The sequence below is a fragment of the Lactobacillus sp. XV31L genome (genome assembly GCF_059900865.1).
Genome location: NZ_JBWXGC010000011.1, coordinates 1 through 25,540 on the forward strand (window position 1 = coordinate 1; position 25,540 = coordinate 25,540).

21 protein-coding genes are annotated in these 25,540 nt (G+C 37.5%); all 21 read right to left on the minus strand.

Going from position 1 to position 25,540, the window contains the following annotated elements; all coding sequences use genetic code 11:
- Nucleotides 1–1,818: DNA topoisomerase (locus AC2JF7_RS07590; RefSeq protein WP_500728085.1), on the minus strand; the 1,818-nt coding region annotated here is incomplete at its 3' end.
- Between the two features lie 182 nt (nt 1,819–2,000).
- Nucleotides 2,001–2,690, minus strand: coding sequence for a Fic/DOC family protein (locus AC2JF7_RS07595; protein ID WP_500728086.1), 690 nt, complete (start codon nt 2,688–2,690; stop codon nt 2,001–2,003).
- Nucleotides 2,683–3,105, minus strand: a complete 423-nt coding sequence (locus tag AC2JF7_RS07600) for a helix-turn-helix domain-containing protein (protein ID WP_500728087.1) — start codon at nt 3,103–3,105, stop codon at nt 2,683–2,685. The genes AC2JF7_RS07595 and AC2JF7_RS07600 overlap by 8 nt, the downstream gene beginning before the upstream one ends.
- A 109-nt stretch (nt 3,106–3,214) precedes the next feature.
- Nucleotides 3,215–5,347 carry a toprim domain-containing protein gene (locus AC2JF7_RS07605; protein WP_500728088.1) on the minus strand — a complete coding sequence of 711 codons (2,133 nt, stop codon included), beginning with the start codon at nt 5,345–5,347 and terminating at the stop codon, nt 3,215–3,217.
- Nucleotides 5,348–5,416: 69 nt separating this feature from the next.
- Nucleotides 5,417–5,764 (minus strand): type II toxin-antitoxin system PemK/MazF family toxin, encoded by a 348-nt coding sequence (locus tag AC2JF7_RS07610; RefSeq protein ID WP_500728089.1) that lies wholly within the window; start codon nt 5,762–5,764, stop codon nt 5,417–5,419.
- 73 nt (nt 5,765–5,837) lie between these two features.
- Complete coding sequence (locus AC2JF7_RS07615) at nt 5,838–6,080, minus strand: AbrB/MazE/SpoVT family DNA-binding domain-containing protein (RefSeq protein ID WP_500728090.1); 243 nt, start codon at nt 6,078–6,080, stop codon at nt 5,838–5,840.
- 52 nt (nt 6,081–6,132) lie between these two features.
- A complete protein-coding gene (gene mobP2 / locus AC2JF7_RS07620) occupies nt 6,133–7,815 on the minus strand; it encodes a MobP2 family relaxase (RefSeq protein WP_500728091.1) in 1,683 nt (560 codons plus the stop codon).
- Between the two features lie 20 nt (nt 7,816–7,835).
- Entirely contained in the window at nt 7,836–8,216 is a 381-nt protein-coding gene (locus AC2JF7_RS07625) for a hypothetical protein (protein ID WP_500728092.1), read from the minus strand.
- The gene (locus AC2JF7_RS07630) at nt 8,216–8,527 is read right to left on the minus strand and encodes a hypothetical protein (RefSeq protein ID WP_500728093.1); all 312 of its coding nucleotides are present in this window, start codon (nt 8,525–8,527) and stop codon (nt 8,216–8,218) included. The genes AC2JF7_RS07625 and AC2JF7_RS07630 overlap by 1 nt, the downstream gene beginning before the upstream one ends.
- Nucleotides 8,528–8,824: 297 nt before the next feature.
- The gene (locus AC2JF7_RS07635; RefSeq protein WP_500728094.1) at nt 8,825–9,718 is read right to left on the minus strand and encodes a coiled-coil domain-containing protein; all 894 of its coding nucleotides are present in this window, start codon (nt 9,716–9,718) and stop codon (nt 8,825–8,827) included.
- The gene (locus AC2JF7_RS07640) at nt 9,719–10,129 is read right to left on the minus strand and encodes a thioredoxin family protein (protein WP_500728095.1); all 411 of its coding nucleotides are present in this window, start codon (nt 10,127–10,129) and stop codon (nt 9,719–9,721) included.
- An 8-nt stretch (nt 10,130–10,137) separates the two neighbouring features.
- Nucleotides 10,138–10,764 carry a hypothetical protein gene (locus tag AC2JF7_RS07645; RefSeq protein WP_500728096.1) on the minus strand — a complete coding sequence of 209 codons (627 nt, stop codon included), beginning with the start codon at nt 10,762–10,764 and terminating at the stop codon, nt 10,138–10,140.
- Nucleotides 10,765–10,780: 16 nt separating this feature from the next.
- Nucleotides 10,781–11,413, minus strand: a complete 633-nt coding sequence (locus AC2JF7_RS07650; protein WP_500728097.1) for a hypothetical protein — start codon at nt 11,411–11,413, stop codon at nt 10,781–10,783.
- Nucleotides 11,414–11,438: 25 nt separating this feature from the next.
- Nucleotides 11,439–12,662 carry a peptidoglycan DD-metalloendopeptidase family protein gene (locus AC2JF7_RS07655; protein ID WP_500728098.1) on the minus strand — a complete coding sequence of 408 codons (1,224 nt, stop codon included), beginning with the start codon at nt 12,660–12,662 and terminating at the stop codon, nt 11,439–11,441.
- A 6-nt stretch (nt 12,663–12,668) separates the two neighbouring features.
- Entirely contained in the window at nt 12,669–14,678 is a 2,010-nt protein-coding gene (locus AC2JF7_RS07660) for a VirB4 family type IV secretion system protein (protein ID WP_500728099.1), read from the minus strand.
- Nucleotides 14,679–14,691: 13 nt separating this feature from the next.
- Nucleotides 14,692–15,627 (minus strand): DUF5592 family protein, encoded by a 936-nt coding sequence (locus tag AC2JF7_RS07665; protein WP_500728100.1) that lies wholly within the window; start codon nt 15,625–15,627, stop codon nt 14,692–14,694.
- 10 nt (nt 15,628–15,637) lie between these two features.
- Nucleotides 15,638–17,818, minus strand: a complete 2,181-nt coding sequence (locus tag AC2JF7_RS07670; RefSeq protein ID WP_500728101.1) for a pLS20_p028 family conjugation system transmembrane protein — start codon at nt 17,816–17,818, stop codon at nt 15,638–15,640.
- 11 nt (nt 17,819–17,829) lie between these two features.
- Nucleotides 17,830–20,589 carry a VirD4-like conjugal transfer protein, CD1115 family gene (locus AC2JF7_RS07675; protein WP_500728102.1) on the minus strand — a complete coding sequence of 920 codons (2,760 nt, stop codon included), beginning with the start codon at nt 20,587–20,589 and terminating at the stop codon, nt 17,830–17,832.
- 39 nt (nt 20,590–20,628) lie between these two features.
- Nucleotides 20,629–22,938 (minus strand): hypothetical protein, encoded by a 2,310-nt coding sequence (locus tag AC2JF7_RS07680; protein ID WP_500728103.1) that lies wholly within the window; start codon nt 22,936–22,938, stop codon nt 20,629–20,631.
- Nucleotides 22,939–22,968: 30 nt separating this feature from the next.
- On the minus strand, nt 22,969–23,259 hold the full coding sequence (locus AC2JF7_RS07685) for a major capsid protein (RefSeq protein WP_500728104.1): 291 nt from the start codon (nt 23,257–23,259) through the stop codon (nt 22,969–22,971).
- Nucleotides 23,260–23,520: 261 nt separating this feature from the next.
- Nucleotides 23,521–25,536, minus strand: coding sequence for an isopeptide-forming domain-containing fimbrial protein (locus AC2JF7_RS07690; RefSeq protein WP_500728105.1), 2,016 nt, complete (start codon nt 25,534–25,536; stop codon nt 23,521–23,523).
- Between the last annotated feature and the right edge of the window lie 4 nt (nt 25,537–25,540).

Consider the following 25,540-nt stretch of genomic DNA (forward strand, 5'->3'; position numbering starts at 1 on the left):
TTGAGCTTTGGCCCATTCTTCTTTAGCCTTTAGCAGCTGTTGAGACGAAGCTAAAGCGGCTTGATTGTTTAGCATTGCTTGTTTATCATGGATAACTATCTGCGCCATCGTATTCGGCACATTCATCATCGGCATTTTTAGCTGGCCAACCTGGTCCATAGCCTCTTGCAACTTCAGAGTCACTTTGGGACTAGCAATTTGCGTGTGTTTGCTGATCATGGCCTGAATTAAACCTAGATCGGTTAAGCTGTATTTTTCATTTTTATTCTCAATCAATTTATCCTTGCCAGTAGAAATTGCGGCGAGCGTTGATTCTTGCGTGGCACCAGTACCAATATTGTTTTTTGCTAAATAGTTAATTACGAATAGGTGCCCTGGTGCTTGCGGCATGGGATTTTGTCCTTCAAAGACAAACGGGGTAGCTTGACCCTCAAATTGGTGTACGGATACTTCTTCATCTGACTTTTCCAGCTCTTTTGGATTGAATATATTTTTGTACCCCTGGTCTTGGGGTATTTTAATGTTGCTTTTAAAGTCGGGGTATGAAGATAGACAAGCTTCAACTTGCTTGTAGGTATAGTCATCGCCTAAAATTGCCAGAAAAGACCGAGCCAACGTTTCGTAAATTATCCTTCCGCAGCGGCCATATTCTTGCTCTATCTGATCCAAGTTTTCAGGAACACTAGGTCCTGGGCGGTTAGCGCCATGATCAGCCTTTTTGATTAAAAACTTTGGCCGGCAGGTTGTTTGAGTTAATAACTGCGGATCAATGTTGACTGCTTTAGCAATTTGGGGAGCAAGGGGCAGCAATTCATTAAAGTCTTCCTGGGTAATTTTTCGGTCAGCCGTCCTAGGGTAAGAAACAATTTTATCTTGATACATTTTTTGATAGGTATTAAGGACTTGTTGAGACCTAAAGCCTTGCTTACCGACAATAACTGATAAGTGACTAAGGTCAAGTAATTGTGGCGGTGTCTGGTGTTTTAAAGTTTCACTGGTAATTTGAATAGCAGAGGAGGTCAAGGTGGCTGCTGCCTGCTTAGCAAGGGCTTGTTGCTCATAGTGTTGGCCATCTGGATTTTTAAAAATATGATTAGCTGTATCCTTAAAGCGCACCTCATAGAACGGTATTTTGACATAGTTTTTCCGCGCTTCAAGCTGGTAATTGATTAGCCCAATGATTACTGATTTAAGGCGCCCTAGAGCTTGTTTTCTGACGTTGTAATTTGCCGTTCGTTCAGCAATCAATGCAATTCTGGAAAGCTGCATTGATAAGAAATCAAATCTTTCACGCGCCAGACCTTTTTGGTATTGGCCATACGTTGCTTTATTGCTGACATCAGTAAGTGTGGCCAGAGCCTTTTTAACTGAATTCGGCGATTCGTCTGCAAAGCGGGCACGCAGGACTGTCTTATGCCAACCTATATAATCGACTATTTCTTGACCCAAGACGTCACCTTCTCCTGAAGGATCGTCATCTGTTGCAATGATAAAAGCATCGTGGCCAAGGGCAGCCTTTTTGATTCTGTCAAGTGTCTCTTTAGAATCTTTTTTGGGCTGCTTTTCCCAAGTAAAGTCAGTAGGATCCCAAGGAAAATTTCCTAAGTTAGTCCAGTCCTTATATTTGGCCACCTTATCTGGTGCCACCATTTCATGAGGTTCCTTTAGCTCAAGCAAGTGTCCGTGTGCTGCAATAATATCGTAGCTATCTGTTCCGGAGCCGCCGGGTATTAAATTGATAAATCCACTAAAACCGCCTAAAGCTTCAGCAAAGTGCTGAGCAGCAGAAGGCTTTTCAACTAGTATTAAATATTTCAAAGTGTTCCTTTCTAAATTAAAGAGGACAGCATAGGCTGTCCTCTTATTATCAATCAATCTGGTTAATTATTTGGTTAAAATTGTCTTGCTATATCAATGAACTTGACCATAGAATTGCGCTCTCAGCATAAATTTTGCGTAAAAAAGACTGAACTTTCGTTAGGTCTAATATTTTTGACTAACTAAAGCTCAAGTCCATCGTTGCCCAGTTCCTGCTGCTCGTTATTCTGTTGTTCCGAATATTTTTTTGCCAGTTCCGCTTGGCTAAGTGTCTTTCCAGCACTTTGCTGCGAGGCTAGTACTTGGAACGCCCGATTGCGGCTGGGTGTGTTCTCAACTTTAATCAGTTTAGCAATTTTGTCAACGTTAGCTTCATTTTGCGCTTCAATCATCTCTTTGTTTCTTCGCGGATAGTCAATTACTTGGCCATGATTAGCCGCGTATGCAGAAAGAAAAACTTTGCAGCTACGGCCGTTGCCCTCTCTAAACGGGTGCATAAAATTAATTGCGTCTAGCAGCTCAGCATAGTCTTTGTTAGCCAAAGGCTTTCTCGCGGGGTGCTTGTGCAGCATGTTATTAATATCTTTTTCGGCAAAATCGAATCTAGTATGATCAAAAAATTCATACCCGTTTTTATTGAAATTGCCGGGGCGATATTTACCGGCCCAATCGTATAGTTCACCAAATAAGAATTGGTGTACCTTCTTAAGGTCTCCGATATTGTTTATTTGGGGCTTTTTTTGCAACAAGAACAAAGCATTCCGAGCGGATAATTCATACTCTTTTTTCTCTAACTCCTGTTGGTCATGGATATGGAGCTTATTTTTTAGAACGCCATTTGAATATAGGGTTTCACTAATCCAATCACTCATTATTTTTACCCCAAAGTTCTTCAAAGCGCTTAGCTATTACTGGATCAGGCTGGATAGCTTCATCAAGTAATTCCTGGATATCTGATTTTGTGGGATTCCATCCTTCTAGATGGTTGACTTCCACGACAGTTCTAATTTGCTGATAAGTTTCTTTATTCGCAATAAAAACGCCTTGGATAGTTTGAGTTTCATCGTTAATATCTAAAATATATGGTTCTGTTTCTAACATATTTAATAAATCTCCTGGTTTCTCGTTTAGACCAATTGCAAACGCATTAAGTACCCTGATTGACCATGTTTCAATTGGTTTGACAATTGAGTTCCTCAAGGTACTAAGTGGAACATTGCTGGTCTCAGCGACTTTAGCAACGCTTAAATTTTTGCTTTTAAGTAGTTTTACGATTGTTGCACTCATTTTAGAACCTCCAATATCCTTACTTATATTATACCATATCTAGACATTTTTATGATGATATATGGCTAAATAAATATTAGATTTAAAGAGGAGCTAAAAGAACGAGCCCTTATCCTAATTCTAGCCCTTCATCTTGAATTGAATTTTGCTGTTTAGCATACATAGCGGCTAGCTGTTTTTGGGACATTGGCTGCCTTTTTTCTGTTTGTTTTTCGCGATCTTTTTCAATTTCAACTTTAGGCGCCTGCTCTTCAATGAAATTAATCATGCGATCGGCAGCCTTAGTGGTATTTGAAAGAATTTTTGCTTGCATTTCTGGATTTAATTGGTCAAGCTTTTTCCCGTTGTCTGTCCAGCCAGCAATGTAATCTACGGTGTAATCTCGAGTATCAATGCCATAGTTTTTGGCCACCAAATAAGAAGTCATTTGAGCTTGTAATTCTTTTAGTGGCCGGGATAAGTCTTTGGTTTTAGAGCCAGGCAGGTCGTGTAATTGTGCATGCCCTAATTCGTGCATTAGAGTTGTCGTCATTTCACTCCCAGTATTGCTAGGATTGAGGTATATTGCTTTTTTTGCTGGTACGGTAACCCCCTTTGCAATTCCAAAAGTATTACTGTAGTCGGCTTCAGACAGAGTTCTGTTAACGGAATACCCTAATTTTTGCGCAAATTTATCAAGATGCTGATCAAGTTTAGTCTTATCAATCGGATTATTAATGTCAAAATCTAAATGCCGGTTAGGATACATTTCTGGATATTTTTCTTTGGGCATATTGGTCTGAGTAACGTCAAATACGTTACCATGAACAAATCTAAGTTCCTTATAGACGAAAATTTGTCCCTTTTTAATTTTGGTTTTTTCTGCGGCTGTCGCATATTTAACGGGCACCTTGCTTTTATTGCGCATAAAAGTTTTGGACTCAAAGGGAACGAGAACTTTGATTCCTCTTTCGCCTTTTTTGACTGAATATCCCATTTGGCGATATTTAGTGAAGCTGGCAACGGCTAAAGCACCCTCGCGCTGCTTCTGGATAAGTATGCGGTTGCGAAAAGAATAATTCCGGAAATTGCTTAAGAAGTTCAATAACTCTACAGTCTTTGCTGGGTCGACAAAGTAATTATTTACATCTTTCATCAGGTCTGACATTGAGGTCTTAACAATATCTTTGGGTGCCGAAGCTGACTTATCTATAGTGGTATTAGTCTCTTTTTTTGAATTGTCATTTTGTTTAGATTTTTCTTTGGTAGCGTAATTTGCTTTTAATACATCATTCCAGTCTTTTCCAGTGGCTTCGCTAGGTGTTGTACTTTCAATTTTGACAATTTTTCCTTCATTACTATGAAATTCGTATTTCGTTTCACTCTGGACAAACTTTTGGCCGGCAGTATCGTTATCGACGCCTAATGCAATTGTCTTGATACCAGACTTGTATTTTGAAGCTAACAGACTATCAACTTCAGTTAAATATTTGCTGACAATTTCTTTCTTCAATCCATTCATTGATATGAAAATAGAATTTTTTATTGGATTTAGTTGATAAAAAGACATGGCGTCGATAGGCGATTCAAAAAATCTAACATTTTCAGGTTTACCAACAGTAAACTGCCATGCTGAATAAGGCTCTGAATTTTTATCAATAACTTTAGCTGTCCCCCGTTTGCCATATTTATGGTAATCGATGTGTGTGCCTTGCTTAACTGAACCTAGGATTTTATTTGTAAATAAGTCACGTTCGACAAAAATTGCATTGTCAAGCTTATCCTGATCTAATAAGCCCCGATTATGCAGCCAATTTATTAAACGAATGTCTATTTTACGCTCATGATATAGATAATTTTTAACTTGATCAATATTATCGACAATATGATTTTGCGGATAAACATATGGCTCCCTTTTTTCAGTCGGTACTTGAAGCGGATCAAATTTTTTTACATTGCTTTGGCCAAGCTGCTGCCCTAAAGCTTTCATCTTTTTTACCAATTCACGTTTGCTTAAATGATTATCGTGGTCATCTAAAACATAATCCTTGATAAATGCCCAGCCCCCACGGCCCCTGAGGCCGCGAGAATTCCAGCTATAGGCGTTAATAGTAGGTGAAATCACTAAGCTATCATGTTCAACGCCGCGATATTCCTTATTCTCTTTGGTTAAATCAATGCCTAAAAAGTTACACAAATCTATGATATTGGCATTGTAGATAGTATCAAACCATTCATCATGTTTATTATTCTTCATTTCCATTTTCCAATATCTCCCTATAAAAAAAACACCTAGTTGCTTAACTAAGTGCTTCTAAATTAATATTTTTATTTAATAGAATTGACTGAGTATGGTACAGATTTCTTTCAATTTACCAGGGGGCAAGGTTGCCTCCACTTTACTGTCAATTCTCTTAGCCGGATCAACCGCACGAACATGTTGCAACAAAGCTGTACCATGAATTTGATCTTGCATTATTTGAACAAACATTGGAGATTCCTTGTATTTCTCTTCTATTTGATACTTATCGGCCATACTAATTGGTACGGTAATAACCGTATTAAAAATGTGATTATAATTGTCATTGCTTACGATTAGACAAGGCCTTTTCTTTTTGGTTTCTGTCCCTCTTGCCGGCTCTAAATCCAACCAAATTATGTCGCCTTGATGTATTTCCATTAAAAACGCCTTCCTTAAAATTTTTTCAATAAAAAAACGACAAATAGAAAATTTGTCGTCTAATAGCTATTTTTTATTCCCAAGCAAAGCTTGAAACGTCTATGTCGCCTAATGCAGCTTTTTGAGTTTTGATGATTTCCCACAAATCTGGGTGAGCCACTGATACACTAATTTCTCCGGTAGTATGAAGACGCAGTGACCATTTAATCGTATCGTTGGCTGACACTTTTAGATATTCGCGAACTGCTTTTGGTAAAGTAACTTGATACTTGCTAGTTATTTTTGAGTAAACATTGTGTTGCGTACTGTCATCCATTTTTAAGCCTCCTGTTGGTAAGGCAAAAGTAAGGCACAAATTTTTCCTATTTTTAGCGCTCTGCCTGTTCAATTTCAATTGAACGTTGCATTTGCTCGTAGTCAGTTAGCGCCTGCGCTTTTTCAAAAGTAGTCAAATTTTTAGCAAGGTTTCGGTGCACCGTTTTATAAATTTGATTGCTGGCCGTTTTACTAAAAACCGGCCTGATAGTTTGCTTTAGCTTTTGATCAAATTCTCGTTGATTACGAATTTTCTTTTGTCCCTTTGCCTTAAATTCTTTATATAGCCTATGCCTTTTTTCATAACTCAATCTTGCTCTTGATCTTTTTGTCTTCAAATTAGCAGATTGAATTTTGTCTTTTATTTTATCTGTTGACTCGGATTTTTGTGATTTTTGATAAATTGAATGAACAGACTGAACCTTTTCGTCTACATCTTTAATTTGCTTTAAAAGTGCATTTCCAGAACGACGTTTCATATCGTCCCACTTTTTGGCCGCATTATTTTTTTCCTCTTTAGCGGAATGGCCATACATATCTTCATAGTAAGTCTGATATTTTTTAAAAAGCTGGTCCCACTTCTGATAATCCTTATTATCTTTCATGGTTAAGTCAACCAGGTTGGTCAACTTGCTTTTTTGCTCTGTATTAAGGTTAGCCCATCTCCATTTATTTTTGTCTTCCGGCAAAGTTTTTACAAATGCGTTTAAATGTTTTTGGAAATTTAAATCTTTATCTGTTTTATCAAGCTCACCAGCAATTGCCTTTGTTATTTCGTTGCGCCTGAGATTCATTTCTTTTAGTAACTCGGTTGTATTAAACATGGAACTGGTAAAAGCATGCTTCATTTTTTCTAAGGTGGCCATCTTGCGACTGCCTTTAGGTTCTTTCCGGAGCACGCCATTTTTATCAGTAAATTCAATAATGCGGCGCGAGTTTGTTGCCTCGACGAGTCCAAAGTGAATATGGATATTGTCCGTATTGCGGTGAATTGACGCAGTCCAATAAGGCTGATTTAGCTTTTCTTCTTCGCATAAAACGTTCATCATTTTAGTGCTTGCTTTACGAATTGCGTCTTCGTCTAAGTACCCTGTTGTTGGATCAAACACGCCTCTCTTTCTTAAATATTCATTATCAAAAGAAATTACGTCTTGCCAAAGTATTGAATGTTTAGCTTGTGCGGCTCGCATTTTTTCGCGAATTGCAGTTAACTCTTTCAAGCGGATTGTGTCTTGGTCGCAGGAGAAATAACCTTGCAGAACTTTATCCTTGCCAACCGCTGGCATGTCATATTGTGCAGCTCCTTTAGCAACGCGAACTAGTTCTTGCTTTTCTTTGGGAGTTAATCCTTCTTTTTCTTTTTTAGCAGCAAGTGCTTCCTTTCTCATCATATAGCCGATATATTTACCATAATCTTCATTGGTCAAAGAAATAAAATTTTCTTTTTCTAGTTCAGTCTTATTTGCTTTGGCCAACTGCGTATTAGTTTTCAGTTGGACGGAATATTGACTGTCCATTTCAAATAATGAAAGTCTACTATTTTCTCTTGTTTCGGCTTCACGTTGCAGCAACTCAGTTTCTTCTTCTGGCGTTAGATAAGCTCTTTTTTCTAAGGCTACTTTTCTGCTCATGTAGTCGGTCGCATATCGGCCGTAATCAGTTTTACTTTGGCCAACTGTGGCATACGTAAATTTGCTAGTCAAAATAATGTGTGGTACCTTGCTCACGATTTTCACCTACCTTTACAAAATACCTCTTATTTTTGTTTACTTGCTTTTCTCTCTTGCGCATTTTTTATATCACGATCCACAAGTTTCATCGCGGATTCTTTAACCGTTTCGCTAACGCCATGACGAACGTATTCTAAATCTTGAACATATAAGTATTCTCCTAGCATGTGGTTCCCCATACTTATATCTTTTCCCATTCCTCCCAGCGTGCGTAGAATTTGTTTTTCATTTTGTAAAATCAGTTCATTTTGCTCTGTTTGTTTATATTTAATAACCAGTCTATGAATCACATCTGCAAGACTATTAATGGTCGGTTCACTGTTCTTAAGTTTTAAAATAAAATTCCAATCTTCTTTACTAATCCTGACATGTTTTTCCAACAATTCTTTCTCATCAATCAGCTTCATTAGTCATCTTTCCCGTTCAGTGAATCAACAAAATTAATTGCTTCTGTAACTTCTCCTTCTGCAAAGCAATGAATAATGTGCGTCATTAATTTAATTTCCAGCTCGTGCAACTCAATCTCATGTTTTAATGCCGCTTCAAATTTTGTTCGCTGATAAGTTTCAATTTCTCTATCTGCCTCCTGTTTTAAAATCGTCCTGATATAACCAGAACGAGTGATTTTTGATTTATTGTGCTGGTTTAATTTTTGGATTTTCCGATCGATTTTGTTAACCGTTTTTTCCGGTACGTTACGGATATAAATGTCTGTCATTTACTCGCTCTCCTATCTAAAATGGACTTTTCACAAACTTCTAGTAAAGAGCATAAGGGAACCTGCTATCGCTTACCAAAGGTAAGCGAGTAGCTTGGCGGTGCCAAGCGGTTCTGGGGAATTAGTAGGGTGCTATCATTTTTTTGCTAAACTATCCCAGTTTGGGACGGTTATAAACGCTGATATAATGCCATTTGTTCCAGTTAGATTTGTGAAATAGATTTAACCGTCCCAAACTGGGACGGTTATAAATGCTGATATATCAGCATTATTAAAAATTGATTTTTCTCTAAAATTCTAGTTTTGATAGGTCATAGCCACATGATTGATTCGATTTTCGTACTCTTTTATTTTAGTTTTGCTTTCTTTTATCTCTTTATTTTGGTTATCAATGTCACTTTCAGTATCGTTGATTTGATCTTGTAAATTGCTCTTATCCTGCTGGAAAGCTGTTTCTAATTTTTCGTTTAACTTGGCCAAAATGTGTTTATCATCTGCAATAATTCGATTTCGTTTTTTAATATTCTGGGTCAAATTTTTTATCTCTGCTTGATATTTATTGATTGCAAAGTCTTTATACATTTGTGAGTAAAACGCTGCATTACGAACAGCTAAACTTCTTGAATGTTTGACTTTAACTTCTTGAACGTATGAATTTAAAACATCGTTTGAATAATCAGTATCCAAGTCTAATTTTATTTTTTCCGGAGTAATATCGTATTCCAAAATTCCAAACCCGGGGTCAACATTTTGAGTTTCAATGACCATAAAATGATCGTTTACTCTGAAAATCTTAGTAGGATAATTTTCTGTTTTTTGATTTTGAATATGGTATTTAACTTTGTATTTTAAGTTGGCCAGGTTTTTATCTTCAGAAGTATCATCAATATTATTTTGATTTCCAATAAAAAATGTACTTACTAATAAATGAGTATCAGGATTGTATTGAGAATCTACTTTTTTTATTGTTGCTCCATCGGTTACGTATGTCGTACTAGTATTGGGCACAATATAACGATTCTTATTATTGATAAATAGGGGGACTGTGAAGCCTAAAACAATAAGTACCAGAAATGTTACTGTTCGTTTTAAATAGCTTTTACGATGCTTATATGGATCAACAGGTTTATATTCTTTTTTAGCGGGTTTAAACCCTAAATGTTTATAAATTTCATCAATAAAATTATCCATCTATTTGTTCACCTGCTTTCTTGATTTTTTTAAAAACTGCTTAATACTTCCCCAATTTGAACCTGTATAACGGCTAATTTCTGTTCCAGTTTTATTAATCAAAATAAAAGTAGGTACAGCTTTTACGCTATATTGTGTTCGGGCTTTTTGATGATTTTCTGTGTTATTAGTATTAATAAATTGAATTGGTACTCCTAAATCATGGTTAATACTGACAAGCGGGAATATCTTTTTACAATCACTGCAATCGTTACGATAAAAAAATAAAATTGAACTTTTTTGCTGAATTTGTACAGCAGATTGATTATCTCTTTGGCCCACTATGTGATTTTTTTCAAGTGTAAAGCCTACGAAAAGAATAATAAAAAGACTAGCCACAAAGGCTAATCTTTTTATAGCTTTATGTATCATATGTTGCCTCAGCTTTCATGAGTAAAGTTGAAACCAAGCAAGATGAACTTAGTAAACTTCTGTGTTTTAGCGTCATATTCAAACAGGTACCAGTCTGATTGATTGTGCTTACCAGTAAAGTTGATTGATGATTGAATAAAATTCTCTTTGATAATACCTGAATAAACTTTATTACTATCGGGTACATTCACACTCGCAGTAGCACTTAAATGCTCTGCTGTTTCGTCATATTTTTTAACGCTTTTAATCGACTGAATATTTAATCCTGTCTGAACTATTGCGTCACTCGTTGCATAGCGCAGCTGATTTCGTTTACGGATATTCAAGTCTTGTTGACTGTCATCTTTATTAACTGTATATAGCAGTTTAAAAAAAGCATTGGCATTATTCTGAATTAATTTAACCTCTCTATTATGCTGCTCACTCTTTTGGGCTATTGGATTACTAGCATATGTTCTTACTTTTTGACTATCAGCAATAGTTTTTAGTCTATGCTCTTGAGCAGTTAATACGGCTTTTTCCTTAGCTACTTTGGTATCTATAATCGACTGCTGATATTTATTAACTGATAATATTGCCAAACCGATTACTGTAATAAAAACTGCCATAACAATTTGATATTTACGTTTAAACATTACTGTTCACCTCCTATTAATCATTTTCATCATAGAATCCTTTTAACTGAGCATTTTGCAAATTGTTCAGATGAGCAACATTAACTTTTTGCTTATTTAAATCGTAATCAATATCAATTATTTTTATTACGCCATAGGTCAAATAGCTTGGCTTGTAGCGAACAATTGCGGTGACTTGCGCATGTTCAGGGGTACTTACATCATTAAATCCGATATTAGCCACTGCTTTTTCTGGTATCGTAAACTTAAATTTTGCATTGTCTGCTGCCGCATAAGTGCTTTCAGGATTGCCATTCATTTTATATAGCAGCGTATCAAATTTTCGCCCAAATAGCTGGTCTAGTTCAGCTCTATGGTGTTGGTACTCTGAACCGTTTTTATAGCCTCCCAAAGCCATTTCTAGGCCATTGGAGAGCTTTGCGCTTGCCGTACTTTCTGCCTTAACTACATCAAAAGATTTGACATGCTTCAATGTTGTATCATCATTTGGCTTAGCTGCTTGAGCAATCGCCCTGTTAGTAGACTTAATTTCGGCTTGAATGTCGGTCAATTTCCCATTTTTAGGCAATGAAAAGATTGCCAATAAAATAGACAAAAAAGCAAGTAGCCAGCAGAAATATTGCCATACTTTGATATTGTTTGTCTTCATTTTAGAACCTCCTTTTGGTATTTTATCATTTCATTTTGAGGCCGCTTTTAATAACTTTGAGTGGATTTAACCAGCAATCTGGGTGATCAAATCCATTAGCTACCGGTGACTTTGTTTTATTCATAGCAGGATTCTTTTTATTTGTCGTAATGCCTAGGTGGACATGCGAGCCAGAGAGTGTGCCTATTTTTTGACCTATTTTTACTTTATCGCCTTGTTTAACGCTAATACTATTTTTGCTAAATCCCTCTTGGTAAATAATATTGTAATCTCCTGCTTTTTCCCAAACGTAGTATAATGCCGCACTGTCATAGCCGACTTTGTAGATTGTCCCTGAAGTGACAGCTACAACTGCTGAGCCGTTGTGAACGCCATTTAAGCCATTAGAAAAATCAAAACCGTCATGGAAATTTGTACTACCACGTGGATAAGAGGTGTGCCCATATTCACCACCATCTAAGCCTTGTGGTTCATCATTTTTAATTGTTGTAAACGGCCAGGTCCATGTGCCTGAATATGAACTTTCATTGGTATCAGGACAAATACTGCTACCATCATTCGCAGTATTATCAGTAGTGCTTGACCCATTGTTACTGGTGGAAACATTAATTTTACTGCCGCCATATTTTTTGGCATAACTGTTGTAATTGGTGTACCAAGTCTTGCCGAGTGATATGTAATGTTCTGCAGAATCGCGCATATAGCCCTTAGCTTTGATCGTATAAACAAAGTCAGTCCATGAATCAACTTTCTTATTGCCAATCATATTTTTAATGGTGTTACGGTAAATGGTCGCAAAGCCACTAATGCTTTTAAAGTGAGCGTAATGGTCGCCATCATCAGACACAGTTCCCGGTGTTGCTATGTCACTAAACGAAGAATTGTATTTAACACCACCGAAATTATTATCTTTACGCACCACTTCGTTATCAATCATTCCTGTTTCAGCGGCTAGTTGGGCAAAAACAAGGGCTGGCTTAATATGTAAGTCAGCCCCTACCGCTTCTGCAACTGCAATCGCTTTACTAATTACGTTTTTACTATAGCCACTGACTGCTAAGTTGCCGCTGCTTTCGTCCTGTTTTTGATCACACGTTTGTTGTTGAAAGGATAAAAGTAAGGAAACAAAACTGCCTCCAATACTTGACCCTGCAGCTAACAACAGCATAATAGCCAATACGATAGAAGTTGCTATTACTGTCCACTTAATTGCCTTTCGTTGCAAGTAGCCTTTTAACCTGTTAAACATTGGGTGTTACCTTCCTCCTGTAAACAGTTGAAGTTCACGGCGGCTTGGCTCAACATTTAAACTAACTCGTTGTGTAGTACCAATCGTAAATATTGATTGACCCTGCTTTTGCTTAGCTATTTGACTGTAGTCAGAACTGCTAAGAGTATCGCCCAACAGCTTATGCAATTTATCAAGTTGTCCTGCCTCATGGCGAAAAATTACCTTGTATTGGCAAAATAGGGCAACTGACTTTAAAGTCTCCAGGTCAGATGAAGAAACATGGTCTGGTAACATCGCGCCTAAATCCTGAGTGGCCAAGTTAATACCTGCAAAGTATTTTCTAAACTCCCTCATCATCGTGACAATCTGCTCAACAGCTAGCATATTATTAGTGTTAATGATGTTGTGACACTCATCAAAGTAAATGCTAAAGTATTGCCGATCAATGTCCTTTTTGGCCACTTGTTTCCGACCATTAATGACTGCTTGATTTTGTATTAACGTTAGAATAGAAAATAGTTGTGCGTGGTAAATGCTTTCGTCCATATTGGCCAATGTTGAAGTATCAAATGAAACTACTTGAATATCATTTAAATCTCGTAAGCTAGACTTTCCATCAAATAAACGTCCGTAGTTTTCAATCATATTGTCTAGAGCAATCTTGATTTGCTCGTAGCTATATCTTCGCTTTGAAGTGGCATGAATTGCATTAAGAAAGTCATTTGAAGTTAATTTTTCAACAAACTTGCGAAAATCAGAAAGTGTTGGGTACTGTTCTGGCGCTAATCCAGTAATATGGATTTTCTCAGGGTGATTTTGCCAGTCTTGAGGAAGAAGTCCGCAATTAATATAAAATTTTGGTAATAGCGAGCTAAATTCAGTTTTTGTGGTCACATCTAAAGCATTATTCATAACATTGCTAAACAGAACCAATACTCTCTTAATGTGTTGTTGAAAACTGGCAGCTTCATCAAATTTAGTTTTATCCTGGTCTGAAGTTGCAGTAGCTAAGACCTGTAAAGGGTTTATCATACCTTCTGAGCCATCAAGCTTAATCACGACTCCGCCTTGGCTTTTAACTAACCGTGAATATTCGCCGCTTTTATCAATAATTCGCACAAAATAGCCGCGATCATAATCACTTTTTTCATTCATTTTCAGAAAAGTAGACTTGCCCGACCCCATTGTACCCAAACACAACATATTGTATGACGTACGATCGGGCGTATGTGCAAATCTATCAAAAATAAAGGCACCATTGGTTGAAGTGTGGCCAAACAACGTACCATGTGGGTCATACAAATATTGACCATAAAATGGAATACCGCCGCCAATAGCAGCAGCTCCCATAGTCGTTCCAGTTGGAGTAATCAAAGACTGTTCTTGTTCAGAATAGCTTTGATACCAGGATTTATATTGCTCTGCGAGTGTAAACTGGAACACTACGCCGCGGTATCCGTCTCCTCTCAATGCCCTACTGATCTCACTTACTTTTTCTTCTAATTTAGGCAAGGTATCAGCGTAAATTTTTATCTGAATTCTAATTGATTTCGGTATTTCAGTACCCGAATTAAACATGATAGCTAATTCTCGTAAGTGTAGCTGTTCCTCATCTGCACTATCCATATCAGTTTGATACCGGCCTTTAGCCGCTTGATCCTGTTTTTCAGTAATCGACCGATTAAGCTGAGTTTGAACTTTGTCGAGTTTCTCAGTATGACTTTCCATTTTAACTTGTGTTGAATCAAAGCCAAACATTTCATATAGCCACAGAAGATTAGGATCTTTGCGATAAGAGATTATATTTAAGAATGTAAAATACCCATTGCCTAATGCTGCATACTTGTCATAGAACCTAACTCCACCTTTTGGTTGGTAAGCCGCAATAAACTGCAAATCATACCCTTCTTCTGCAAGCCGCTTTTGGTCGTCTCGTGAAAACACTTGCTTATTATTCCTTTTTTTAACCCGGCCTCGCTTATCAGCAAATAATGTTTGACGGCCAGCCTTTTTCAGTTTTTCTAAGGTCTTCATTTATATTTCCTTTCTAACCATCGCTTGGATTGTTTAAGTCACAAAGAACAGCCTCCGTTTGTGCACGATTTAGTCGTTGCGGGTGCAGTTCCTGACTTTCCAAAATGAACATATTTGTTGCTTTACGTATTTCCTCGATACTTTCAGCATAAATTTCAGCATAATAATCTTTGGAGCTGTATTGATCTGGCCGGCGTTCAACCATTTCTGCTTTGGCAATTTGCTCGCTTATATCATTGGCACGCCGTCTACCTTGTATAGTTGAAGTATCGCAATGCTGGCGCATATACCGCCAATAACGCTGGTTTACACTAGTATTTAATTTTGACGGCATAGCAAAGTAGGAACAGTCTTCTAAGTACGTCCGACTCAAATGAGTTAAACTATCCTGCCATTTTTCTAGCTCCGAATCAGATAAATCAAAAAGTGCCGTGGAGGCTACTTTTAGAAAACGACTTACCTTGCCGTCTGGGAAAATCATTATTCCATCTTCTGTACAGTTAATTGGACCACCTAGCGCCAAAGTATTGCGAATGTCTTCTTCAGCTTTCTTCTGTTCTTTTGTTCTGTTAATAAACAATAATTTTTTCTCCTCCTTCCTTTTTTTCGGCTTTTGCTCATCTTCGTTTGACAGTGAAATTGGATAATAACTTGCTTTGTCTTGCAACAAAACAAAAAGCAGCACTCGCCAATTTCTCATACCGGGTGCTGCGTTCGTTCGCATTATTAAAAATATTCCTATCATAAAACCTAAAACTGCTGATATGATTTTAAAAACGGGCAAAGTTGAATATATATTACCTAATCTCAAACCTAGCATTGTCAATAAAACTACAATACCTATGTCAATAAGGTTAAAAAGCCAGATTTTGATTGCAACTTTAGTTGTTTTTGGTATCAGCATATGTTTACGATCATATGTTCCTTGATACGTTTGTTTTTCGTCCATTTAGCTCAACCTACTTCCTAAACTTAGGCGGGATAGTAGAACCAGAATCATCAGATGGACGCCTATTTTCTGTTTTTTGCTTTTGTAAATTGTTTTTTACATAGCTACTAGTAGGAGTTTCTGTTGGACGATCAACTTTGTTAACATCATTTGAAGCAATAAAGTCAGAACCATCAAGATTTCGGTTAGGAACATCATTAGTCCTCACATCGTTAACATTATCTTTCCACTCGTTATAAGTGTACGGCGCTGAAGTAACTGGATTATAGTCTACTGGACTGTATCTACCAACCTTACCGTTGCTACTGGTTAAATGATTTTGTGAATCGTATTGTTTAGCCCTTGATTTCCAGCTATTATAGTTAGACTTACTAATTGGAGTAGTAGAAGTAGCATGAGTTTTCGGACTAGCTGAATTAGGTTTTACACCGTTACTACTTCCTGTCTTTGCCCCAGCTGGATTAGAAACCGGGTTAGGAATTATAGTAGTCTTTTCCGACAAGTCGTCAGGATTTGTCGTTTTTTGCTGTGGTCCCTGTGACTTAGGCACATCGTCTGTTTCTTGCTGGTTTTCATTTTCGGGTGCACTAAATGGAACACTCGGTTCTCCTTGAGCAGTATCAGAAGCCTTTCTCTGAATTTTATCTGCCTTATTCTTTGCAGAAGACGTCTGCCCAATCGGCGGCAAGCCATCTGTTGGCTGACCATCCATTCCAATAGGTTGCTTAATCACATTGCCAGACAAATCGAAGCCGGCCATTTTATTAACTGCATTTTGACGTGAACCAGTTTTAGCCTGCTTATTAGCAGCACGTCTAATACTGCCAGCACTATTAAATTTATCTCCAAGATTGTTTGCAGCATTTTTAGCCTTAACTGGTGCTGACATAGCTGCTGCTCCCATACGACCAAGTTGTTTGGCACCATACATAACGGAACCTGCTGCTCTCCAACCATGTTGAGCGCCAGTATCAACATTAAAGAATTGACTAACTTTTTCATTCCCAGTTATTAGCATAATTGTTGCCGCAAGCATAAAAATCGTGAACCCCCAAGCACTAGTTATGCCTTTATTGGCCCACGCACTTGCGGCTTGATAAAATGCTAATTCAAAGGCTTGCAAACTTACTAATAACACCGCTGAAAAGATTGATGTTAATACTTTTTTTGTTTTTTGGCCTGTATCTAAGTCGGTTGCAAAAATAACCGTAGCTAAAATTTCCATTACGACAATATCAATAAAAGATTTAACAATTGCGTAGCCTGCAAACATATATGCAAAAGCTAGTGCCAACAAGCAAATCAGAACAGGAAGGAAATTGATTGTGTAGCGTAAATAGCCACCCATTGAAAAATCAAACAGGTGCCATATATCATTAGCAATCCATTTCGAACCTTTACCATTTTCCTTTGGCGTATCATTAGACGTGTATTTTAACCAGCCGTAAAGAAAATGTGTTCCTGGTGTTTTATCATAATTTCCCTTCTTGTAAGGGTGATCTTTCTTTTCTAGCTCTGAGCCGTCTTTGATTTTTGCGTAATCCAGTACTTCCGTGAAATCCACTTCACCATGGTCCACTTTCGATCGGCTTAAATCATTTAACCCCCAATGTAGCTTAGCTGGAGCTGTACTTGTCGCATAGCTAGAGCTAACCTTGGTTCCTTTGAAATTCGTATCAATCATGTACTCTAGGTCATTAGTATGGTCTTTGAGGACTTCAAAGGGTAATGAACTTGTTCCTTTTGATGCCTTACCCGTAGTCCCCAGTATACCTTGTGCCATTTGAACTGATGTTGCTGTTAGGAAGGACGTTACCGGGCCAATATTTGTAATCAAAAAAGCACTGATAAATAACTGAACTAGTACATTTTTTATCCTTGGTGGGTGGTGATCAATAATAATTTTAATGCCTATCCACATTAAGCAAATGATCATTAACATCGGTGCTAGCTTTTGACCCATACGCATTAAATTGCCAATCTCACCCTTGCCATCAACCTGGTCAACAAAATTGCCTACATTTAGCATTTTATTCATAAATTCGCTGGTAGCATTAGCAATACCATATACTCCCTGGATAATCCACCATTGCAAAATGGAGAATGCTCGGGTAAAAATGTTTGAATAGTGTAGATATTTAAGTGCGCTGTGCAAGGCGTTGACTGGAGCTATGCCTGTTAGTAATATCATTGAACCCACCTCTATTCTCTACTTTCCTTGTTAAATTCACTTTCTAACTCCGTTCTAATTTCATCATCTTCAATACTGTTAATGCAGGTTCTTACTCTGGCCGAATCGTCTTCATCAAATGCAGACAATATCTTTTCCGCTAGGTCAACTTCTAATCCATGCGATTTGTAGTCTACAACCAAGCGGGCAAAATCTGACTTGCTACGCTTTTCCTCTTGCTCATCAGTCGTATCTTCATCTACTATTTTTTCTTCAATTTGTTCCAAATTATCCATTTTTTGTTTATCTCCATTACTTGAAATCTCAGGTTGTTGTGCTGATACCTTGCTTTCGTTAACATTTGATTCATATGCTTTTACTGCAGCCTCGCTGGCTGTTCCCCTAAGAAAATCAACAAAATCAATCTCCAGCTCTTTTAGATTCAAATCCTTATGTAAGGATTCAACGCGAACAAGATTCGGATTGGCTCGCATATTCAAATTCTTCATGAATGTGTGCGCACCAGGCATGATGGTTTCACCGGTATTAAAAATAGGGTACGGCCTTACCCGTTTACCCCATTTATCAAATCTATGTACTGCTCTGATATTAAAGTCCTCTCCTGCTAGCATTTGAGAAAGCCGACTAGCTGTGATTATCGGTACTGCCTCAGCATGGATACTAGTACTAGTTGACTTACCATGATTATTGGCGCTATTGCCAACACTACTTGCTTCTATCGTTTGCTGGCCAGCAGACTTACTAAAGTCTTCATTAGTCTGATTATCAATACACTTAATCAGCTTTTGATTCTGCCCATTTTCTTTTATCGTTGAACCCACTTCACGACCATAGCTATCATATAATTGTTTATCTGACTGCAACGCTAGGGTAAAAAGAATATTCCTACCAGCTGATACGGTCATTAAATTGTCCATATTACTAATCGTTGGCATATTGCCAAACTCATCAAAAATACAATTAACGCGGCGCACCGTCTTATTTCCAGCTACGTTTGCACATTGTCTTGCTAACTCACTGTACATTTGCTGAATAAAGATTGCAGCAATCGCATTATTTGACCTATCATAATCAGGAATTGATAGAAAGATTGCCGTCGGCTTATCCGAATAGTGAAACTTAATTTTTGAAATTTCTAATTCATCAAATAGCACTTTAGTTGCAAGTTGATGATTATTTTGTGTGGTCGTTTTTTTACTAAAACTAAGCTCAACAAGGCTATGTTTTACTTTAGTAGCATTTTCCTGATAGCAGATTTCCATCCAGTCACCATCTTGAAGCTGCACGTCAAAATTGTAGTCAACATAACCTTTAATACCAACTATAATTGGAAATTCTTTAATGATTTTCGAATGCTTTGAGCCATTTTTTTGCGGTTTTCGAAAACGTAAAATAATCTTTTGATCTTCCATTTCCACTGGCAGCTTAAATTTAACGTATTTAGGAAAGCCTATGCTTCGTAAATCAATTGAATTCATGCTTGTCATAGCAGCATTTTGGGGTAATTGAAATATTTTTAAATCTTGCAGTAAATTGCCAACAATATTCCCACGGGTTTTGCCCGGTTGCGTTTTCAAAATTGCATATTCCTGTTTAGCATATGAATCTTGAGGCAAGTGATCAAAATAATCATCCAGCACACTAACCTGCTCAACCTTATTGTTAACAAGCTTTAAGTAATACTGGCTATTCAATTGCGTTACCAACTCATCCAAATTATGTAGGGTTACTTTTTCTGGGTGTGCTTTTCCATCTGCGAATTTAGTTGGATTCAAGCACATTCTGATTATTTCTGCGCTAAAAGCATTAGCGCCACTTTGCGCGCCTTGATAAACCCACGCATTTTCTCCTTCTTTTTTCTTACGAAAAAGCGTATACGTCACGCTATTTAGTAGTTGATCGGCCTCATCTTCTTTACCCTCTTGAAATTTTTCTGTTACTAGGCTTAAAGGATTATAGCTCATCGAATTCATTGGGTCTGCCAAATTGAATAAGTAAACATCATAGCCACGTTCCCTCAGCACATCAGCAAATGCTGTATACAGTTCTTTCTTGGGGTCATTGACTACTAGGCTTGACTGCTTTTCAGCACGAGAGAGATTATCAAGCATTGGTACTATCACACCATCACTTTTACCAATACGGCTCGTCCCAAAAATCAAATTGTGAACCGGTTCGTCGTCAATATAGTAGTCATGTTGATAATGGCTGATTGGAAAGCCGCCGTATCCCGAAAAAGTTTTATCTTTTTCTGGAATACATTTATACTGTTCCTGAATTTCTTTTCTAGTTGTAAAGCGGCTATCGCCTTTTTGCCCGTATGCTATCGTGCTGTCTGTTTCACCATTTACTGCTATGCCAATTTTTTGTAAAGCCAATACCGTAATAATTGGGCTAATTATTAACAAAATAAAAACTTCGTTAAACCCAATTTTGCTGTGAAATGGATTTAACGCTAAAATCAACGCTTGAGCCAGGGGTATACTGTGAAATGCTGACTTTTGACTTTCACTTTTCAGAAGAATTCCTAGCCAATGAATACTGTTGTCTATGTACAGGAAAAACAAAAAGGCAATAATCATTAAAACCATTGTCTTTTTATTTGGGATTTTTAAAGGAGTTTGCGCTTGGCGCGAATTCGGCAACACCTCTCCTGCCGTACGGTGTCTAATAAGTTTGTTTGATCGTAATAGTGTATTGCATTTGCTGTTAATATTATTGATTTGGTGCTGGATCTTATGTAAGAACGCCTGCACCTTATCTTTATCCATATTTTCCACCTACCCTTTTTGCTCATTTTTGCTTTCTACCTAATACCCATTTCTTGCCAGCCAACCATTCTGCCAATCTTTAACATTATAGAAAGCCAATGCTATTGCATGTCTTGCTGCATAGCTAACCTTCTGTTTTTGACGTGGCGTCAATTGTACATAGATTGCCCTCATACTATTCTGATCATTTGCAGCGATTGCATAATATAATTTGCTAATCCACGTTGAGTGGGCGTCATTAATCTCTTTTAACGCTCTAATATCGCCTTGACCCAATGCACCGTCCATTACATCAATCTTGGCTGACCAGCTCTTTGCTGCGTAGTAAAGCAACACATTACTATCATGCACTTTCCGCCCAGATTTATGCTGTGTTCTTGAGTGTTTTCCTGACCTTGTCACTCGCTTACGACCACTTGTTTTTTCCGAGTCTTGGATTGCTTTGTTTGGCTTAATTACAGCAGATTTGTGTTCCTGACTCGTCAGCTTTGACTTAGGTTGCAGATTAACATACTCATAATAGCCGAGCGATCCTAACCCTAAGAGTAGGATAGCTGCTAGACCTAACTTCCGCACAACTTTATGTGTAGGCTTCGAACTTTTTTCTTCATTTGGCTTTTTAAATTCTCCATTAACCGCTAACGATTTATCAGGTTTAGTAATAACTGGTAACAGGCTATCTTCCTTGATATGCTTGTCAATTGCTTTATCCAAATCAATAGTCTTACCGGTCTTAGCTGCTTCTCGCTGTTCCCTCAAAGCCTCCTTAATAGCTTGAGCAACACCGGCAGACAGAGTTTTGGTCAGTTCTTCCGGATATTCTTTATCATGTTTCTCTCTATAGGCAAGCTCTTGCTCTTTAAGTTCATTGGCCTTTTTCTTCAAAGCCGCAATTTCTTGCATTTTGATAATTTTAGCTTTATTTTGCTGCTCAAGTTTTGCTGCACGTTCATCTTTTCTTTTTTGCCGCTCAATTAGCGCGGCTTGCGCCTGTATACTCTTTACTAGATGGTCAGTATTCTGCTCAAATTTGCTTCGATGGTGCTCAAATACCTTTTCAATCTCTTTACTGTACTGATTTTCAATTTCTTGGTGCTTATCTCGTAATGTGCTATTTCTTTCTTGAACTTCTGTATTTCTGTATTTAATCTCGGTAGATTGATTTTTCTTCTCCAAATCTCTATCGACCAACATATTACGTTTTTCTAGCAGCAAGTCTTGAGCATGTTCAAAGTTTTCTTGTTCAACTTGCTTTTCATGTTTTATTCTTTTCGTAGCTTCGGCTATTTCCTTCTCGGCTTCAGCCTCTAATTCCTTAGCTTTTGCTGCTTTCTTTTCAACTATTTCTTTTTTATTTTCACTTTTTTCCGCTTCAGCTTGTGCTTTGTTTTCTTTGAATTTGTTAGCCGCTTTGCCAGCAATTGTATCTTCCAATAAGCTCTTATTGACTTCATCGTAGACATCATTTAACTCATTAAGTGCTTTCTTTTTTAACTTTCCCGTTGCTTTTTCGTATTCAACTGCCGCAGTTCTTAAGTGACATTTATCCAATGCCTGTTCAATTGCAGTATTAAGTTCTCTTTGATATTTATCTTGCGGATTAGTTACATACCCTAAGCGCTTCCTTAGCTCATCTATATTAAAAACGGTTTGACTGTCTTTATCAGTAATAGCTTGAAAAAGACTTTTGGCTGCAACATAAGATGAACGAGTAAGGATTGTAGTATCTTCCTTGTCTATATCACTTTTTTGTTGAATAGCATCATTTTCGCCAGATAAAAAATCTTCTGGATTAGGGCTAACAGTAGAAACTTCTTCAAGATTAGGCAAATCATCATTTGGGTCTTCTTTGTCTTCATTTTCTGGGGCCACGCCCCTCACGGAGCGTGAATCATCATTTTTTTCACTTTCTTTCTCCTTCCGATTTATCGCTAATTCTTCACTTTTATTTTCTGAATCAGCATACAAGTAATCAACATCTTCACTTATATCTTCATGCAAATTATCTGTTTGCAACTCAGCTTCAATTACGTTTGCTAAGTTAAGCATTGTCGCATTTTGTTCTGAACTATTATCTGTATTAGTAAGTAACCGATCGGCCATGCTTTGAAGGCCTGAATATTTGTCTGCAGATGTAATTGATACGTTACTAACTGTATAAACTTTTTCGTTTGAATCAACTTCTAAGTCCACAGTTACTTTTTTATCTTCATCTAATTCTTCTGCAATCGCTTTGACCTTTGCATTAGCAGTAGCTATATCCATTGCTTTACTATTTTTGCCAAAACGCTTGCCCACCAACTCATACCGTTCTTTTTTTGGAACGTTCAAAAATTTTATTTTGGTCATAGCCAAGCTCCCTCTTCTTTAGCTTAAAGGTTACTTAAAGACACCCATAATCCAAGCCACTAAGTCTACGGCTAACACAATCATGGCCAGGCCACAAATAACTCGTCCAAGTGAGCTTTTAGCCCATTGTGCACCATTGCGGCCACTCATCCAGGCAACTCCTAAAACTAAAATCATTAAAATTGCGACTGCCTTACCAATAGAAGCCACTCCGCTATCCAGCCCATTGATTGCGTCAGTGACTTTTTTAGGAATATCACTACCAGAGCTACTAGCTAAAAATACTTGTCCTTGCATTAATAGATTGTCTAACATATTCATTTGTTTTTTCTCCTTAGTATTTTTAAAAATTCAATTCTTATTCTTTTACCAACTTACTTATAGTTAAGCCTAATCATAGGCACCACCACCTTTTTAAACAGAAAAAGCGACAACTTAATAGTTACTTACTATTAAGCTATCGCTCAAAATCTTTATTAAATTTTTCCCACCGCATACCCGATTGTGGGAGCTCTCAATCACACAAAATCAATTTTTCTCCCATATACTACATTACCTGTCCTTTTGTTTTAAAATTGACCTCTACTTTATTTCGGGTAGTTCAATCCATTTCTTAGCACTAGCGTCTGGTCCCTTAGGCTCAACATAGACGATATTAGTTGGATCGTCCTTGCCATTAATAATCCAATGTGCCTTATTTGGAACTCGGATAATGCCGCTAGTCTTGTCTAAGTACTGCATTAAATCTGGCGTGTCCTTGACACTCGCAGTAATAACCATTCTAATGTGTTTACCATGCCATTTGGTTGGATCATTTGCGACCCAATCAGCGGTATTATCGTCTTGGGTCAGCTTACCTTCAGCAGTAATATCTTTGTTGTTATCATCTTGGTCGTAGACCTTAATATCCTTAAGGCTTAAGACATCTTCGAGCTTATCTTTAAGTTCTAAAGACTTAATGTCCTCGCCATCTGGAGCTGCCACATCAACCGTATATTTGTAATCTTCATCATAATCCACTTTAATGCTGTCGCCCTTACCATTACCGTCTTTAGAAATGGCCTTAACTTGGGATTTTGGTGTAAATGGAACATTAGTCGTAGTTTTATTACTATCAGCTGAACCATTATTAGTTGTCACTTTAGCTTCATTATAGATTACTGCTTGGTCACTATGCTTTGGATCTTTATGATCCGCCAAACTAACGCCTGGCTTAATCTTGGCATCAAAGGTTACTTTGTACTGCTCACGATAAAAGTCATCATGTTCTAAAGATGATTCTTTAGCAATTACAGATAGCTTGTTATCAGGGTTAACTGATACTGTAAACATGTATGTAACATCTTGGCTCTCTCTGTTATAAACATGAACATTTGAAATATCTAAATCTTTGTCTAAATTATCAGTAATCATATATTGATCATATTTAAACTCAGGTCTTACAGCTGGAACATCATGCATTATTTGATAGTGGTAGGTTTCATAACGATTTTTTAAAAGGTCATGGTCTATTGACTTATCTGTTCCAACTTCGGTTGGTGTATTAGTACCTTCATCTGAATCTGACACATATTTTACCGGTTGTTTAGGTTTATCTTTTAGCATTGGTGTTGTACCAAATTTGAGATAAGCATGATTAAATAGTGACGCGTCAATAGAAGTTGCAATATCTTTAATTGGATATTTAGTATCTGCGTCAGGATCATATTTACCAATCATATTCCAATAACTGCTGTCTTTTAGCAGGTCATTCTGGTCTTCAACGGCATGCTTACCAGTGTTTTGGCCAAACACCCAATTCATGGTAAAACTTGACGACTCAGAATATGCAGCAGTAAAACTACCTTTTTTATCTGCGCTCGTTAATGTACCTGAATTATGGCCGCTATCATCAGTTATAGGCGTATTATGTTGATTAGCGTCAGAATAAATATAATCTGTGCCACTTATTTTTTTATAGCTTAACCAAGTTTTTCCCGTATTATCGTCGCCATAAAAAAGTTGATCAACACTAGACATGGTAGGAGGATCAATACCAATCCATTGGTTACCATCAATATCATCAAATGTCCAAGCAGCCGTCATTTTAATTGGTTTATGTGTATCATGATCAATATAGTCTAGGCGATATTTCACCGCCCCCATACCGGGAGTAAAGATTTCAAAATCATCTTTTCCAAAGGCAACATAAGCAGTATCTAATGGCTTTTTAGTATCTGCTTTACCGTTGCCGTCAGTATCAACCCACGCATAATTCTGCACATTCCAGTCTAACATCGTCACTTTGAGATCCACAGTGTGACTTCGATAGACGCCAATGTTTGAATAATAAACTCCAACTTTACCTTTCCATTGCTTGTTATTTGTTTGCCCATCTTTGCCATTGCCGTAGCTTAGCTGAAAAGCATACCAATGCTTAGTCCGACCTTCTGTATGACTAGAAGAAGTGGCCCAATCTGCATTGGTACCACCAAAGGGCGTTACTTTTGTAACTCCTGGATTTACTTTTCCAGAAAAAGCATACTGTCCTGGAATTTTATTTGACTGCGCGTTAGTTGACTTGGGTAAATCTGTCATTTCAGTGTTATCTGCTTTCACAGAA

What these genes read in the sequence shown, in the direction of transcription:
- AC2JF7_RS07665 (WP_500728100.1), bottom strand. Translation starts at nt 15,627, where the DNA reads ATGGACGAAAAACAAACGTATCAAGGAACATATGATCGTAAACATATG.
- AC2JF7_RS07610 (WP_500728089.1), bottom strand. Translation starts at nt 5,764, where the DNA reads ATGGAAATACATCAAGGCGACATAATTTGGTTGGATTTAGAGCCGGCA.
- AC2JF7_RS07655 (WP_500728098.1), bottom strand. Translation starts at nt 12,662, where the DNA reads ATGTTTAACAGGTTAAAAGGCTACTTGCAACGAAAGGCAATTAAGTGG.
- AC2JF7_RS07625 (WP_500728092.1), bottom strand. Translation starts at nt 8,216, where the DNA reads ATGAAGCTGATTGATGAGAAAGAATTGTTGGAAAAACATGTCAGGATT.
- AC2JF7_RS07670 (WP_500728101.1), bottom strand. Translation starts at nt 17,818, where the DNA reads ATGATATTACTAACAGGCATAGCTCCAGTCAACGCCTTGCACAGCGCA.
- AC2JF7_RS07680 (WP_500728103.1), bottom strand. Translation starts at nt 22,938, where the DNA reads ATGACCAAAATAAAATTTTTGAACGTTCCAAAAAAAGAACGGTATGAG.
- AC2JF7_RS07675 (WP_500728102.1), bottom strand. Translation starts at nt 20,589, where the DNA reads ATGGATAAAGATAAGGTGCAGGCGTTCTTACATAAGATCCAGCACCAA.
- AC2JF7_RS07605 (WP_500728088.1), bottom strand. Translation starts at nt 5,347, where the DNA reads ATGGAAATGAAGAATAATAAACATGATGAATGGTTTGATACTATCTAC.
- AC2JF7_RS07660 (WP_500728099.1), bottom strand. Translation starts at nt 14,678, where the DNA reads ATGAAGACCTTAGAAAAACTGAAAAAGGCTGGCCGTCAAACATTATTT.
- AC2JF7_RS07640 (WP_500728095.1), bottom strand. Translation starts at nt 10,129, where the DNA reads ATGATACATAAAGCTATAAAAAGATTAGCCTTTGTGGCTAGTCTTTTT.
- AC2JF7_RS07615 (WP_500728090.1), bottom strand. Translation starts at nt 6,080, where the DNA reads ATGGATGACAGTACGCAACACAATGTTTACTCAAAAATAACTAGCAAG.
- AC2JF7_RS07645 (WP_500728096.1), bottom strand. Translation starts at nt 10,764, where the DNA reads ATGTTTAAACGTAAATATCAAATTGTTATGGCAGTTTTTATTACAGTA.
- AC2JF7_RS07600 (WP_500728087.1), bottom strand. Translation starts at nt 3,105, where the DNA reads ATGAGTGCAACAATCGTAAAACTACTTAAAAGCAAAAATTTAAGCGTT.
- AC2JF7_RS07630 (WP_500728093.1), bottom strand. Translation starts at nt 8,527, where the DNA reads ATGACAGACATTTATATCCGTAACGTACCGGAAAAAACGGTTAACAAA.
- AC2JF7_RS07650 (WP_500728097.1), bottom strand. Translation starts at nt 11,413, where the DNA reads ATGAAGACAAACAATATCAAAGTATGGCAATATTTCTGCTGGCTACTT.
- AC2JF7_RS07595 (WP_500728086.1), bottom strand. Translation starts at nt 2,690, where the DNA reads ATGAGTGATTGGATTAGTGAAACCCTATATTCAAATGGCGTTCTAAAA.
- AC2JF7_RS07685 (WP_500728104.1), bottom strand. Translation starts at nt 23,259, where the DNA reads ATGAATATGTTAGACAATCTATTAATGCAAGGACAAGTATTTTTAGCT.
- AC2JF7_RS07635 (WP_500728094.1), bottom strand. Translation starts at nt 9,718, where the DNA reads ATGGATAATTTTATTGATGAAATTTATAAACATTTAGGGTTTAAACCC.